The organism is Mycobacterium sp., from assembly GCF_035506235.1.
Taxonomy (GTDB): domain Bacteria; phylum Actinomycetota; class Actinomycetes; order Mycobacteriales; family Mycobacteriaceae; genus Mycobacterium.
In genome coordinates this window covers 1-14,600 of record NZ_DATJPU010000103.1, presented here as the reverse complement: position 1 = coordinate 14,600, position 14,600 = coordinate 1, and the positions used below count along the sequence as shown (strand labels likewise).

Here is a 14,600-nt window from a genome sequence, read left to right as displayed (position 1 = left end):
TGCACGGCGGACAGGCGGATCTCCGGCAGATCGACCGACGGGTCGACCGTGTCCAGCCAGGCGACCGCCTCGGCGACGTCGGACACCCGGATCGCATACATCTCGAAGGGAACGTCCTGCAGCATCTCGGTTTCCACTGGGCCGGGCGTCACGATGTGCACGGCGATGCCGTCGCGGTCGACCTCGAGCGCCAGGGCGCGGGCGAACGCGTTCATGCCGGCCTTCGATGCGGAGTATGCGGTCCGGGCCATCATCGGCTCGTGCGCCGCCGACGACGAGATGAACACGAACCGGGAGCCCGCGCGCATCAGCGGCAGCGCTGCGGCGGTCACCACGAAGCACGAATCCAGGTTGGCCGAGAGGATGGTCCGCCACTGCTCGAACGTCTGCTTGCGCGCGTAGGTTCCGCCCAGCGTGCCGGCCGCGTGCACGACCAGGTCGATTCGCTCCAAAGCGCTTATCGCGGAAGAGAATCCGTCCGGGTCGGAGGCGTCGGCCACGATGTGGCGGGCGCCGATCTCCTCGGCGGCCGCACGCAGCGGGGCTTCGCGTCGTGCCGAGAGCACCACGTGGTACCCGAGGTCACTCAGCTTGCGGGCGCAGCCCTTTCCGATCCCGCCGCTGCCGCCGGTGACTAATGCCGTTCGCATCGACGTCAAGGCGTCACGGACGCCGGATATCCCGCGGACGAGCCCCCGAACGCGAAAGAGCCTGCGGCGAAAGCGCGTAGATGCGTTGGTCGGGCCGACCGGAGAGCACGTAGGTCTGCGTGTCGGCGAGATGGCGACCGGCGATGCGGCGCGCGCGGTCGACGTCACCCTCCGCGATGGTCTCGGTCAGCTTGACGTGCGTGGCGAGCACCGCACGGCGCTGGGCCAACGAGGGGTAGGTGCCGCGCGCGGCGCTCTCGTCCGCCCATTGTTGCTCGTGGCTGGTCCACAGCGTCTCCAGGCTGCCGACGACCGCGATGATGGTGTGATTCCCGCAGCCGCGAACCACGAGATCGTGAAACTGACGGCCTATTTCGGTGAACAGCCCCCCGTCCTCGAGATGCTCGGCCATCGAATCGTTGACCCGCTTGAGCTCCGGCACCAGCGTGTCCGCGCGGTCGGGTCGCTGGGCCGCCAGCGCGGCGCAGGCCGGTTCGAGTTCCCGCAACGCCGTGCCGAGGTCGGCGACCTCGACCGACTCGCTCTGCAGCAACAGGCCGAGCATGTAGGCCGCGCTGGTCTTCGCGGGCGCGTGCACGACGGCGCCGCCGCGGTTGCCCCGCCGGACCGAGACGAGCCCCTCGGTTTCCAGGATCCGCAGCGCCTCCCGCAGGGAGACCAGGCTGACGTTGAACTGTTCGACGAGCACCTCCTGGCGCGGCAGGAGGTCGCCGTCGGCGAGTTCGCCGTCGATGATCTGGCGGCGCAACTCGTCGGCTACGATCTCGGCGATCCTCGGCGCCGACAATCGGCGACGGGCGTCGGGGCCAATTCCCAGGGTGGTCATCCAATCCTCGCGTGCTCGGCTGGCTTAGCTATTTTAGCAGTAATGGTATAAATAGCCGGGTGAGGCGCGAGCCCGGCCGCCGGCCGACACCGCTTGACGAATTACGTGTCGTCGAGATCAGCGACCGGATAGCCGGAAGCTACTGCGGAAAGCTGCTGGTCGATGCCGGGGCGCAGGTGCGCAAAATTGAGCCGCCGCAAGGGGATTGGCTCCGCCGATACTCGGCTACCTGTTCGCCGGTGCCCGACGGTGAGACCTCGCCGTTCTTCGGCTATCTCAACGCCGGCAAGCGCAGCCTGACCGTCGCCACGGACTCCGAGCACTGTCGCACCGAACTCGCCGCCGCCGACGTCGTGGTCGTCACCGCGGGCCCGTCGCGGGCCGCGGCGCTGGGCATCGATCCGCGGCGGCTGCTGGCCGAGTCGCCGCGCGCGATCGTCGTCACGATCTCCGACTTCGGTTGGAACGGACCGTTTGCCGAGCGCGCCGCCAGCGAGTTCACCCTGCAGGCCTGGGCCGGCTCGCCCGGCTTCCGCGGCGATCCGGCCGGGCCCCCGATCGCGATCGGCGGCGATCTGGGGGAGTACATGGGCGGGGTGTACGCGGCATTCGGCGCGCTGGCCGTGCGCCGCCGCGTCGAGCGCGGTGGGCCCGGTGAGCACCTCGACCTGTCCATGCTCGAGGCGATGACCGCGATGCAGAGCAGCGAATGGCTGCATTCGCAGCTGCTGCGCGTTCCGCCGATCCGCCGGACCCTGGAAGTGCCGTCCATCGAACCGGCCAAGGACGGCTACGTCGGGATCACGATGGTCACCGGCCAGCAGTGGCTCGATTTCTGCGCGATGGTCGAGTGCCCGCAGCTGGAGGAGATCGAGCAGCTGCGTTTCCAAATCGGCCGGTGGGCCTATCGGGATCTGATCCGCGAACACATCAGGCCCTGGCTGGCCGAACGGACCGTCGAGGAGATCGTCGAACTCGGGCAACTGTTCCGGCTGCCGATCGCGGCGCTGGGCAACGGGTCCACGATCCCCGATCTCGAATACGTGAAGCAGCGAAACGTGTTCGCCCGCAACCCCGCCGGCTTTCACCAACCCCGCCCGCCGTGGCTGATGTCGGCGTGCGGCCCCGCACCGCTGGGCATCGCCCCGACGCCCGGTGAGGCCAATGACGAACAGCCCTGGGGGAGAACAGAGTCCAGGGACCCGGCACCGCGGGGGCTGCCGCTCGAGGGGGTGCGCGTCGTCGATCTGACCGCGTTCTGGGCCGGACCGGCCGCGACCCACCTGCTGGCCGCGTTCGGGGCCGACGTCATAAAGGTGGAGTCGATACAGCGGCCCGACGGCATCCGCTACTCGGGCGCGATGCGCACCGATGTCGACGACTGGTGGGAGTACGGCTGGGTTTTCCACGCGATGAACACCAACAAGCGTTCCGTCACACTGGATTTGGGCTCTGACGAGGGCCGTCGCCTTTTCACGAAATTGGCGGCCGGCGCCGACGTCGTGATCGAAAACTTCTCACCGCGGGTGATGGACCAGTTCGGGCTCACCGCCGACGTCTTGTTGAAGGTGAACCCCAGGCTCGTGGTCGCCCGGATGCCGGCGTTCGGGCTGGACGGTCCGTGGCGTGACCGGGTCGGATTCGCCCCGACCATGGAACAGATCGCCGGCCTGGCCTGGGTGACCGGGCTACCGGAGGACCCGCCGGTGACACCGCGCGGGGCCTGCGATCCGCTGGCCGGCGTGCACGCCGCCTTCGCCGTCCTGGCCGCGCTGAACTTCGCCGAACGCACCGGATCGGGCCAGCAGGTCGAGCTGCCGATGCTGGAAACGGTGCTCAACGCCACCGCGATACAGGCGATCGAAGCCGAGGTGTTCGGGGTGACGCTGGGCCGGCGGGGCAACCGCGGTCACCGCGACTCGATCCAGAACCTCTACCGCTGTGCCGGCGAGGACGACTGGATCGCGGTCACCGTGCGCGACGACGGGCAATGGCGGGCCCTGGTCGAGGTGATGGGCCGGCCCGCCTGGTGCGACGAGAGCATCGCCACCGTCGCCGGGCGGCGCGAGCGGGCCGACGACATCGATCGCCGGCTGCGGGAGTGGTTCGCCGGGCAACCGCTGGAATCGACGGTGGAGCGGCTGGCCGGAGCGGGCGTACCCGCGGCGCCCGTGGTGTCGCCGTCGTCGGTGACCGAGAACCCCCAACTGCGCGACCGGGGATTCCTCGAGGCCCTGAACCACCCGAGCACCGGCGCGGGCCTGTACCCCTGCCCGCCGTTCGCCAAGCTCGCCGGACAGGACAGGTGGCTACTTCGGCCGCCGCCGAGGCTGGGCGAGCACAATGGGGAGGTACTGCGCGATCGATGCGGCCTGACCGACGAAGAACTGGTCAGGCTGGCAAGCAGCGGAGTGATCGGGACCCGCCCGAAGGGCCTCGAAAAATGAGCGTTGAGGAGGGCCTTCGATGCGCGTGACGGTCGACGAGAACCTGTGCGAGGCCAACGGCTTCTGCGAATCACTCGCCCCGGAGATCTTCGAACTGGGCGACGAAGACGTGGTGCAGATCGCGGACGGCCCCGTGCCGCCGCGGCTGGAGATCGACGTGCGCGCCGCGGTGGACCAGTGCCCCAAGGCCGCGCTGCGGCTGATCGACTGACTCTTTGTGGGCTCGCTCATAAGTTCGTCGGCGGCGGAGGCGTGCCTCGGAACACGCAGCGTGGTTACGGCTTCTCGAATTGCGCCTTAGAGAAGACGTGAACGTCGGTACGGCTGAGAAGGTCCGCCCACGTCACCACCGCCGCGAGCGTGTAGTCCTGCACGATGAGGTCCTCAGCACGGACGCCGTAGCCGAACATCGATGGGCCGCATACATAGAAGTGAGCGCCAAGATCGCCCAACATGGCGATCGACTCGGCGGGCAGTGGCCAGCCGATCTCACGCCTCATCACCCGCTCTACCATCGGGGTGAACACCCCGCCGACCAGACCTGAGAGCTTCGAGCGGTAGCCGTGCTTCAGCAATCGCACACCGGCTCCTTCGAACACCACATGCACATCCATCCCCAGCACTGCCGCGGCCAGCGCCTTGTCCAATGGGAAGACCACCTGCTCCAAGCCGGCCGTCGACACGATGACAGTCATCGACCGGTCGTTGGTGCGCGGCTCACCCTTGCGCACTACGGAACGCACATGTCCGTCGTTGACCGGCTCCGATAGCAGTAGGTGGTGCCCGGTCGTGTCGCACCAAGTCGAAAGGTCGTTCAGAAGACCGGGATTGTCCTTGGTCAGGATCTCCACGACCGCGCCGGTGTCGATCGTTCGCATGGCCTTGATCGCCTCGTAGGCGACTCGGTACGGCTTCCAGGTCGCCTGGGCATCCACCCGGCGTATGGCGGGCGCCTCAGGCGTTGATCCTTGTGTCACCTTGCCTCCTTCGACAGCAGCGCGACGGCGGCTGGTGCACGTCGACCACATACCGCGGTTGATGAGCGTTCATAGTCTCGACCTCCGTGCTGAACGGTCGCATGCTCCGACCGGCGCCGATAGGGTCGAAGGTCCAGGTCGTGATCGGACATTAGGCGCGTTTTCGACGCCGAACACGCCGCCTGTGCGCGCCACCTGATCAGGTATAAGTACGGGACCGGGTCTCGACCAGGAAATCAAGCGTTCCGTGAGACAAATTCTCTCGGAATCGCTGTGCGACAACTGGGAATGCCTCACATCAGCGCACGCTCCAGGTGTCGCAGAAGGTGAGAACCTACACGGGGGTCACGCGGCACGGGATTGGGCGGGGTCGTGCTTGGGCTCGCGTTCGTGGTTGTCGAGCCTCGCCAGTAGGTCGGTCAGGTCGGTGGTGGTGAATTTCCACTTGAACGGCCTTACCTGGCAAGCAAGGACGGCTACCAGGATTCGGTGCTGCCCACCGGCGACCTGGCCGGCGCACCCGAAGACGCCCTCGATACCGCCTGCGGCCTCTACCTGGGCGACCCGACCGGCCTGGGCATGACCCCGACGAACTTACGAGCGAGACCACTTAGGGTGCGTGCATGCGAGACATGGCGCGCTACGCCGCGATGCGGCCCTACTTCGAGGTAGTCGCCGAGGCCGTGAACGGATTGGTCGGCGGGACCGACTTTTTCGACATGCACGCCGAGGACGTGGTGGTCGAGTTCGTCATCACAGTCCCGGACTACCCGCGCCGCATCGTCGGCCGCGAAGCGCTGGCCGAGCTGTACTCCGATTACGGGGAGTCGATCGTTCAGAGCGGCAGCAGCGACGTGTACCGCTATTACGACCCCGACAAGTCGGTGGTGATCCTCGAGTACACGATGCACGGCACGGTGGTGCGCACGGGCGCGCCGTACGTCAACCGGTTCATCTCGGTGATCGCAATCAAAGACCGCAAGATCGTGCACTGGCGGGACTACCTGGACCCGTTGGCGGTGTTCGCCGCGTTCGGCGACGCGCCGGCGCCCTATTGACTCAACGCCGCTCGGTGAGCGAGATCGCCATCTCGTCGTAGATCGACATGTTGGTGAGCAGGTTCGGATAAGCGACGGTGGCCGGGCCGAGGGCGATGTCGTCGCAGCGCAGCAGCAGTTCGTCGAACACCGCGCGGAGCTCCGCGCGGGCCAGCATGGCGCCCAAGCAGTGATGAGGTCCGCCGCCCCCGAAGGCGACCTGCGGGTTGGGCTGGCGCCCGATGTCGAAGGTGAACGGGGACTCGAAGACCTCCTCGTCGCGGTTAGCCGAACGCAGCATCGATACCACGCGGTCGCCCTTCGGTATGCGCTGGCCATCCATCTCGACGTCGACCTTCGCGGTGCGCGTCCAGTACGCGACCGGTGACGCCCAGCGCAACACCTCCTCGATGGCGCTCGGGCGCAGCGCTTCCTGCCGGCGGTAACGCTCGATCTGCTCCGGATTCTCGACGAACGCCTGCATCCCGATGGCCAGCGCGTTCTTGGTGGTGTCGCTGCCGGCGAACGCCAACACGAAGAAGAAGAACTCGAGTTCGTTGGCGGGCAGGCTGAATTCCTCGCCGTCCTCACCCGTGATCACCGCGGTCGCCAGCGTGCTCCAGATGTCATCGGCGGGATTGCGCCGCTTCTCCGCGGTGAGCTCCATCGCGTAGCCGAAGATGGTGGCGTAGAGATCGGTATAGTCCTGTCGGCTCGGCCGCGCGCCGGGCGCGTTGGCCTTCAGGATCCGGTCCAGGGAATCGAAGATTCGCGGCCGGTCGGATTCCGGGATGCCGATGATGTCGCCGATGACCGTCATCGGCAGGGCGTCGGCCACGTCCTCGATCCAGTCGCCGCCGCCCCGATCGAGCAGCCGGTCGATCATCCGCGCGGCGCGGGCCCGGATGCCGTCCTCGAGTTTGGCGATCGCGCGCGGATTGAACGCGCCGGAGATGAGCTTGCGGCGTTTGTTCAATTCCGGCGGGTCCATGTTGATGATCGTGGGGTACGACGCGAACATCCCGACCGGCTGGATGAGGGGGCCGTCGACCGCGGTGAACGAGTCGGCATCGCGATGCAGCCGGACCGCATGCCGGTGCTTGGTGGCCACCCAGAATTCGCGGTGGACGGTCTCCGCGACGCCGGGCGTCATGTCGTGCCGGAACAGCGGCCTGCTGCGTCGCAGCTCGGCGAACAACTCGTCGGGAAATCCGTTGCGCCACAAGCGGAAATCGGATAGGTCGACTGCCGCAGCCGTCATCTGAAACCTGCTTCCCGGACATGCCTGTGCGCGCGTTGACGTTCAATGCTTAAGATAGTAAAAATAGACCTGGTCGTCGAACTTGGAGCGCTCGTGACGGACATATTTTCGGACTCGGCATCGGATTCGGCCGCGGATCCCTCGGAACGCGAGTTCGGGCAGGCCGGCATCGCGTTGTCGACCTACCGGTTCCCGACGGGCTGGTTCATCGTCGCGTTCGGGTCCGACCTGGCCGCCGGCCAGGTCAAGCGCGCGCACTACTTCGGCGAGGAGCTCGTGCTGTTCCGCACCGAGTCCGGCCAGGTGCACGTGATGGACGCCTACTGCCAGCACCTCGGGGCCAACATGGGCGTCGGCGGCACCGTGGAAGGCGAGAACATCGTCTGCCCGTGGCATGGCTGGCGCTGGCGCGGCGACGGCACCAATGCCCTGATCCCGTACAGCAAGATCGGCTGCAAGAACAACGTCCGGATCCGCACCTACCCGAGCATGGAGTGGTACGGGTTCATCCTCGCCTGGCACGAGCGACACGGCCGCGCGCCGTACTGGCAGCCGCCGGTGCTGCCCGAACTGGAAACCAATGAGTACTACCCGCTGCACCCGCACACCCAGATGCTCAACCGGGTCAAGGTGCACCCGCAGATGATCATCGAGAACGCCGCCGACCCGTACCACGTTCAATACGTTCACAAGGCGGCCAATCCCGCCACCACCGCGTCGTTCGAGGTGTCGGGCTACCACCTGCACGCCACCGTCAACGCGCATTTCGGCGGCGGCCGCGCGTCGACCTGGCTGACCCCGAACGGGCCGGTCGACGCCAAGATCATCTACGACAACTACTCGTTGGGCCTGGGGCTGGTTCGCTTCCCGAGCGAGCTGGTGGCCACCGTCCAGGTGACGGGGCAGACGCCGGTCGACGAGGACTACACCGACTACTTCTACACGCAGGCTTCCATCCGCGAGCCCGGTGACACCGGCGACGTGCCCACCGGCCGCGCCGCCAAGTTCCTGGCGCTGCAGCAAGAGGTCATCAAACAGGACTTCTTCACCTGGGAGAACATGAAATACCTCGAGAAGCCGAACCTGGCGCCCGAAGAGGCGCACGACTACGCCGCCCTTCGCCGCTGGGCCCACCGCTTCTACCCGGGTACGGAGCCCTCGCCGTCGGACTTCGGCTACACCGCCGACGGTGAGCCCGACCCGGCGGCCGCGAAGGCCTGATGCCGGGGCCCGCCGACTTCGGTGTCGACAGCTTCACAGTGCCGGCCGTGCTGGATCGGCGGGCGGAGCAGCACCCCGACCGGGTGATGATGTCGATCGCGGGCGTGGACATCACCTTCGAGCAGATGCGGCAGCGCTCCCGCGCGGCGGCGAACATGCTGGCCGGCCTGGGCGTCGGGCGCGGCGACTGCGTCGCGTTGTTCACCGCCACGTGCCCGGAATGGGTGTACTTCTGGCTGGGCGCGGCGCGCATCGGCGCGGTGAGCGCGGCGGTGAATGCGGCGAACAAGGGCGACTTCCTGCTGCACACCCTGCGGTTGGCGCGGGCCAGGGTGATCCTCACCGACGCCGAACGACAGCCCCGCGTCGACGAAATCGCCGACCGACTGGACACCGTGACCGGCGTTGTGGTGCAGGATGATTCGCTTACCGCCACGCTGCACCTCGACGCCGACGTCCCGGTGGCAGACAGCCCCGTCGGCGCGGCGGACGTGGGGGTGCTGTTCTACACGTCAGGCACCACCGGGCCGTCGAAAGCGGTGGCCACCACATGGCATTACTTGTTCTCGGTGGCCGCGACCGCCGCTTCGGCCTGGGAGTTCGGCCCGGGGGAGGCGCTGTGGACGGCCATGCCGCTGTTCCACCTGAGCGCGGCGCCCAGCGTGCTGGCGCCGATGCTGGTCGGCGGAACGACGGTGTTGGCGAAGGCCTTTCACCCCAACGAGGTGTGGGACGACATCCGCGCCCGCGGCGCCGTCGGTTTCGCCGGCGCCGGGGCGATGGTGTCGATGCTGCAGAACCTCCCCGCGGACCCGCGTGACGCGCAGCTGCCGCTGCGGTTCATCTCGGCCGCGCCCATTGACGCGAAGTCGTACCGCGACATCGAAAAGCGGTACGGCTGCCGGGTCGTCACCATGTACGGGATGACCGAAGCGTTTCCGATCGCCGTCAAAGGCGTGGCCGACGAGGGGGTGCCCGGGACGTCGGGGCGGCCGAACCCCAATTTCGACGTGCGCATCGTCGACGAGAACGGCGACCCGCTTCCGCCCGGCACCGTCGGCGAGATCGCCTGCCGGCCCAGGCACCCGCACGTGATGAGCGAAGGCTACGTGAGCCAGGGCTTGCGGGCCGACCCGCACCCGGAGTGGTTTCGCACCGGCGATTTGGGCCGACTCGACGCCGACCAGAATTTGACATATGTGGACCGCGTCAAAGACTCGCTGCGCAGACGCGGCGAAAATGTCTCGTCGGTCGAAGTGGAGGCCGTCGTCACGCGCCACCCCGCGGTGGCCGAAGCCGCCGCGGTCGGGACGCCCAGCGAGTTGGGCGAGGACGACATCCTGTTGTTCGTGACGTTGCATGCTGGCGCCGCACTGGATTGCGCCGAGTTGCTCGACTTCTGCGCGGCCCGGATGCCGTACTTCTGTGTGCCGCGATACGTGGAGGCGGTCGATGAACTCCCGAAGAACGTCATTGGACGAATACGTAAAGATTTGTTGCGTAGCCGTGGCTTAAATGAGGCCACTTGGGATCGCGAAGAACACGGTTATATCGTGAGTCGCTAAGTTAAGTTAGTGTTACATGAGACAATTTTCCCGTCGTTTTGCTACAGAGGCTGGAGAGCCACGATGACGCTGACCTATCAACAAGAGCAGTTCCTCCACGCCGCGACGGGGCGCGCTGCCATCCTGGACCTGAGCGCCCGCCACAACCGGGCCTACTCCGACGGCGACCGTGACCGCTGGATCGCCACTTTCCGCCACTCCGGCGCCAGCTACACCCGCGATGGCGACCTGTTCACCGATCTGCGCATGGCTTTTGACGGCGGCGACGGGCAGCGCCTCGTCACCCTCGATCACGAGATCCGCATCGACGGCATCAACGCGTCCCAGCGTTGTGTCGCGGTGCTGTTCGCCGCCATGTATGGCGACACCACGCTCCGGGCCACCGGGACCTTCCGGGACACGCTGATCTATGAGCGCGGCGGCTGGTACTTCACTTCCCGTGTGCTCGCATGGGATTCGGTGCCGAGTCGGCACCCGCTCGTCATGTGAGCGGCCCCGCTACGTGGATCGGGACCTCGGCTACCAACTGGCCTTCGGCACCTACGAAGACGCGCTGCGGATGGTCGGCGCGAAGGGCGAGCCGCGCACGGCGGCGACCCCGGTCAGCGGAGCGCGCATCCAGCTGTTCGCCGCCATGGTCCACGACGGGAATCGTTCGTACTGGGACGCCGAGTTCGCCCGGGAGAGATGGGGAGGGCTGCTGGCCCCGCCGGCCCTGCTGATGGGTTGGCTGATACCTCCGCCGTGGGAGCCGGACGGTAGGCCGCCGGTGGCGTCGGCGGTGTTGCGGGTGCCGTTGCCGGGCACCACGTTCATCAACGCGGCCAACGACGTTGCCTTTCTGGAGCCCATCGTCGAGGGGGATCTGCTCACCGTCGTCGAGGAACTGGTGTCGGTGTCGCCGGAGAAGCGGACCCGGTTGGGGGTCGGCCATTTCGTCGAGACGTTGGAGACCTATCGACGTCAAGACGGCGCGGTGGTGGCCACATGCCGAAATACCTTGTTCCGCTTCACCCCTGGGGCGCCCTCGTGACCGACCTGGACTGGAACGGCATCACCGTTCCCGTCGACCTCCCGGAGGTGATCGACCACATCAGCTATCAGCGGGTCGTGGAAAACGCCGGAGCGACCTGGGACTACTTCCCGGGACATTTCGATCCGGCCTACGCCCAGAGCCAGGGCAATCCGACGATTTACGTCAACACCATGCATCTGGCCGGATTCGCAGACCGCGTCGCGACCGACTGGGCGGGCCCGGGCAGCCGCGTCGTGCGGCGCTCGATGCGGCTCGCCGGGTCGGTCTACGCCGGCGACACGATGATCGGGCGGGGGCGCGCGGTGGCCAAGCGGCGCGACACCTCGGTGGACCCCCCGCGCTGCCTGGTCGACATCGAAATCGAGGTGACCAACCAGCACGGCAAGCTGTGCTGTCCGGTCGAGCTCACCCTGCAGATGCCCGGAAGTGGTTGACGCGGCCGAACGGCGGTGTGCCGGCGGTTCGGCGGGGCGGTCGCATCGGCGAAGGGCAATGGGATGCGCGGTGGCGGCTGACCTACGAGACGCGCGATGTCTTGGTGCACACCTGGGACCTCGCCCGCGCGGTCGGCGCCGACGACCACCTGAATCCCGCACCCGTCACATCAGTCGCGCCTGTCCCTGCGGCGACTTGGTCAGTGATTTCAAAACGTGATACCGCATTCGATATCGTGTTTGAAAGCCGGTTCATATCCGGCTTGCGGGTACGCGAGCGACCCGTGTGACCTTGAGCCAAGCCAAGTTTCACAGCGGGGGCAGCTTCCCCTTGCATACCAGCGTCTGAAGCTCGACGTACTCGTGCAGGCCCTCCGGACCGAATTCGCGGCCGATGCCCGACTGCTTGAAGCCGCCGAACGGGGCGCCGATGTCGAGCGTGTACATGTTGATGCCGTAGGTACCGGTGCGGACACCGGCCGCGATCTCGAGGCCGTGGGCGATGTCGGAGGTCCACACCGAACCGGCGAGCCCGTAGTCGCTCTCGTTGGCGATCCGGATCGCGTCCTCTTCGTCGCGGTAGCGCAGGACCGTCAGGACCGGGCCGAAGATCTCCTCGCGGGCGATGCGCATGTCGTTGGTGGCGTCGGCGAACAGCGTCGGCCGCACGTACCAGCCCCGCCCCGACGGGCTGTCGTCTCCGCCGAGCACGACGCGGGCGCCCTCGGCCTGGCCGGACTTGATGTAATCCTGGACCCGGCGCTGCTGCCGTTGCGCGACAAGGGGTCCGACGTCGGTGGCCTCGTCGGCCGGGTCGCCGACGTTCAGGCCCGACATCATGTCGGCCAGCGCGTCGACGACCTCGTCGTGGCGGCGGTCGCTGACGAGGATGCGGGTCTGGGCGACGCAGGCCTGGCCGTTGTTCATCAGGCCGGCGGTCTTCAGCCCGGCCGCCGTCTTGCCGATGTCGGCGTCGTCGAGAATGATCGCCGCCGACTTGCCGCCCAGCTCCAGGCTGTAGCGTTTCAGCTGCTCGCCGCAGAGGGTAGCGATGCGGCGCCCGACGGCGCTGGAACCGGTGAACGCGATCTTGTCCACGCCGGGATGGCGCACCAGCGCCTCGCCGACGTCGGTGCCTCCGGGAAGCACCGACACCACCCCTTCGGGGAGATCGATCTGCTCGATCATCTCCGCCAACCACAAAGCGTCCAAGGGCGTTTCGGGTGCGGGCTTGACAATGACCGTGCAGCCCGCGATCAGGGCCGGGATCAGCTTCGGCATGATCAAAAACTGCGGCACGTTCCACGGCACGATCGCGCCGACCACGCCGACCGGGGCCCTGCTCAGGTGCACCTCGCCCAGCACGCCCTGGCGGCGTTCGGTCCACGGGAAGTCGCGGGCGGCGGCCAGCGCGAGGTGGATCAGGGACGCCGCGGCCGCCCCCTGGCCGAGCCGGCTGAAACTGCGCGGCGACCCCATCTCGTCGGTGATCAGGTCGGCCATCTCGTCCATATGGCCGGCGTAGATCGCGGCGAGCTGTTCCACCTTGGCCATCCGGTCGGCATGCGTCATGCGCGGCCAGGGGCCGTGGTCGAAAGCGTGCCGCGCGGCGGCGACGGCGGCGTCCACGTCCTCGGGCCCGGCCGCCTGGACGTGGCCGACCGGTTCTTCGGAGTGGGGCGAGATCACCGCGAGCTGCTGCGCGTTGGCTGGTTTGCGCCACTGCCCGCCAATGAACAGCTCGTTGTAGGAGCGATGGCCGGAATTTTCTGTCATCGCGCACTTCCTCGAGGGTTGGGGGCCGCGACCATGACTTCGCTATTGACGCTAACATAGCGAAAAAAGCAGCGAGGCCCGATATGACCAGCGATTGGCGCAGTTACCCGTTTCAATTGGTGCCCGGTGATTCCCAGCTGGATTTCCCCGCGGCCGAAGGCGAACATCCCGACCAGGAATCGGACACCTGGTTCCTGGCTGGCCGACTCGACGCGACCGAGAGCGACCGCTCGTTTGCCTTCCTGACCATATTCAACAAGAACCGGCCGGGCGGGACGGTGGTCGCGGACTTCTACACCATGGCGCTGTTCGACCTGGACACCGGCGACTACGGCACCTATACCGACTACGACATGCCGCCGGCCAACATGGAACCGGGCGCCCAGCGCAAGCTCGAGACGGCGTCGGGTCACCTCGACATCAGCTACCACAGCGGCGCCGGCACCGCGTCCTGGACCACCTGCCGCGACGCCGACGGGAACCTGCTGCCGTTCACCTACCGGGTCAGCCTGGTGGGCAAGGACCACTCCGGGCGGCCGATGCGGCTGGACCTCGCCGTAACCCCTACGCGCGCACCGACACCGGTGGGCGCGTCGACCTACAACGGCAAGATCGTCTGCTTCGGCCAAAGCGAGACGTACTCGTATTTCCAGACCGGAATGACGATGACCGGGACCCTGCGCTGGGGAGGCGTCGTCGAGCAGGTCTTCGGCAGCGGCGGGCACGTCGACCGGCAGTGGTTCCCGAAGTACGCCGGCGGCGGGGGATCGGGGGGCGACCCGCGCGCCAGGTCTCACGAATGGCGCACCATCAACTTCGACAACGGCGTCGATCTGAGCATCTGGCGCCAATTCGACCGCACGAAAGGCAATGCGCTGCAGCCGTTTACCGGCGTGACGACCAGCCATCCCGACCCGGCGATATCACCGCAGTGTGCCGAAGACGTCGAGGTCACGATCAGCAGCTACGTCCGCTGGCCGGACGCGGTGCGGCCGCTGGTGCGGCCGGTTGCCCCGGCGCGATACATGCCGGACCGGCACCGGATCACCTGCGCCACCTTGCAGCTCGACATCGTGGGGGAGCCGATGGTGCCCGCCCCGGCGCACGGCCTGCCGATCGAATACATGGAAGGCCCCTACCGCTACCACGGAACGCTGTGGGGCAAGCCCGTGGCCGGCTTTGCGTTCAACGAGCGCTCGCTGGCGCTTTACCGGGATTGGGAACTGGTCGAGGTGCTGACCACCACCGTCGCGAACGTCGAGCCACCCGCCCCAGACCTCCGGGTGAAGGTGGAAACGGTTGCGGAGTTGGTGGCAGCGGGCCGTCGCGGCGAGGCGGTCGAGCTGTTG

15 protein-coding genes are annotated in these 14,600 nt (G+C 67.3%); 10 read left to right on the top strand and 5 right to left on the bottom strand.

Features of this window, described 5'->3' with window-relative positions; all coding sequences use genetic code 11:
• Together VMD50_RS09705 and VMD50_RS09700 are read right to left on the bottom strand one after the other, a co-directional pair.
• On the bottom strand, nt 1-650 hold a 650-nt coding region (locus VMD50_RS09705; protein ID WP_325427209.1), incomplete at its 3' end, for an SDR family oxidoreductase.
• A gap of 13 nt (nt 651-663) precedes the next feature.
• Nucleotides 664-1,497, bottom strand: coding sequence for a FadR/GntR family transcriptional regulator (locus VMD50_RS09700; RefSeq protein ID WP_325427207.1), 834 nt, complete (start codon nt 1,495-1,497; stop codon nt 664-666).
• Nucleotides 1,498-1,556: 59 nt separating this feature from the next.
• Between VMD50_RS09700 and VMD50_RS09695 the strand changes: the two genes are divergently transcribed.
• Nucleotides 1,557-3,944 carry a CaiB/BaiF CoA-transferase family protein gene (locus VMD50_RS09695; RefSeq protein WP_325427205.1) on the top strand — a complete coding sequence of 796 codons (2,388 nt, stop codon included), beginning with the start codon at nt 1,557-1,559 and terminating at the stop codon, nt 3,942-3,944.
• A 19-nt stretch (nt 3,945-3,963) separates the two neighbouring features.
• The gene (locus VMD50_RS09690) at nt 3,964-4,155 is read left to right on the top strand and encodes a ferredoxin (RefSeq protein ID WP_260739654.1); all 192 of its coding nucleotides are present in this window, start codon (nt 3,964-3,966) and stop codon (nt 4,153-4,155) included.
• Nucleotides 4,156-4,219: 64 nt separating this feature from the next.
• On the opposite strand, the gene VMD50_RS09685 is transcribed toward VMD50_RS09690, so the two are convergent.
• Nucleotides 4,220-4,921 (bottom strand): DsrE family protein, encoded by a 702-nt coding sequence (locus tag VMD50_RS09685; RefSeq protein WP_325427202.1) that lies wholly within the window; start codon nt 4,919-4,921, stop codon nt 4,220-4,222.
• 623 nt (nt 4,922-5,544) lie between these two features.
• Here VMD50_RS09685 and VMD50_RS09680 point away from each other — a divergent pair.
• The gene (locus VMD50_RS09680; RefSeq protein WP_325427200.1) at nt 5,545-5,979 is read left to right on the top strand and encodes a nuclear transport factor 2 family protein; all 435 of its coding nucleotides are present in this window, start codon (nt 5,545-5,547) and stop codon (nt 5,977-5,979) included.
• A gap of 1 nt (nt 5,980) precedes the next feature.
• Here VMD50_RS09680 and VMD50_RS09675 read toward each other — a convergent pair whose 3' ends face one another.
• The gene (locus VMD50_RS09675) at nt 5,981-7,219 is read right to left on the bottom strand and encodes a cytochrome P450 (protein WP_325427198.1); all 1,239 of its coding nucleotides are present in this window, start codon (nt 7,217-7,219) and stop codon (nt 5,981-5,983) included.
• Nucleotides 7,220-7,264: 45 nt separating this feature from the next.
• On the opposite strand from VMD50_RS09675, the gene VMD50_RS09670 reads away from it, so the two are divergent.
• From VMD50_RS09670 to VMD50_RS09645, 6 genes are all read left to right on the top strand, one after another.
• Nucleotides 7,265-8,440, top strand: coding sequence for a Rieske 2Fe-2S domain-containing protein (locus VMD50_RS09670; RefSeq protein WP_414686034.1), 1,176 nt, complete (start codon nt 7,265-7,267; stop codon nt 8,438-8,440).
• Nucleotides 8,440-10,005, top strand: a complete 1,566-nt coding sequence (locus VMD50_RS09665) for an AMP-binding protein (protein WP_325427194.1) — start codon at nt 8,440-8,442, stop codon at nt 10,003-10,005. The genes VMD50_RS09670 and VMD50_RS09665 overlap by 1 nt, the downstream gene beginning before the upstream one ends.
• Before the next feature lie 63 nt (nt 10,006-10,068).
• Complete coding sequence (locus VMD50_RS09660; RefSeq protein ID WP_325427192.1) at nt 10,069-10,494, top strand: nuclear transport factor 2 family protein; 426 nt, start codon at nt 10,069-10,071, stop codon at nt 10,492-10,494.
• A gap of 13 nt (nt 10,495-10,507) precedes the next feature.
• The gene (locus VMD50_RS09655; protein WP_325427190.1) at nt 10,508-11,038 is read left to right on the top strand and encodes an FAS1-like dehydratase domain-containing protein; all 531 of its coding nucleotides are present in this window, start codon (nt 10,508-10,510) and stop codon (nt 11,036-11,038) included.
• Complete coding sequence (locus VMD50_RS09650; protein ID WP_414686033.1) at nt 11,035-11,475, top strand: MaoC family dehydratase; 441 nt, start codon at nt 11,035-11,037, stop codon at nt 11,473-11,475. Before VMD50_RS09655 ends, VMD50_RS09650 begins: the two co-directional genes overlap by 4 nt.
• Nucleotides 11,472-11,765 (top strand): hypothetical protein, encoded by a 294-nt coding sequence (locus VMD50_RS09645; protein ID WP_325427186.1) that lies wholly within the window; start codon nt 11,472-11,474, stop codon nt 11,763-11,765. Before VMD50_RS09650 ends, VMD50_RS09645 begins: the two co-directional genes overlap by 4 nt.
• 19 nt (nt 11,766-11,784) lie before the next feature.
• Here VMD50_RS09645 and VMD50_RS09640 read toward each other — a convergent pair whose 3' ends face one another.
• Nucleotides 11,785-13,251: an aldehyde dehydrogenase gene (locus VMD50_RS09640; RefSeq protein ID WP_325427184.1), complete on the bottom strand. Its 1,467-nt coding sequence runs from the start codon at nt 13,249-13,251 to the stop codon at nt 11,785-11,787.
• A gap of 83 nt (nt 13,252-13,334) precedes the next feature.
• Here VMD50_RS09640 and VMD50_RS09635 point away from each other — a divergent pair.
• On the top strand, nt 13,335-14,600 hold a 1,266-nt coding region (locus VMD50_RS09635; RefSeq protein WP_325427182.1), incomplete at its 3' end, for a secreted hydrolase.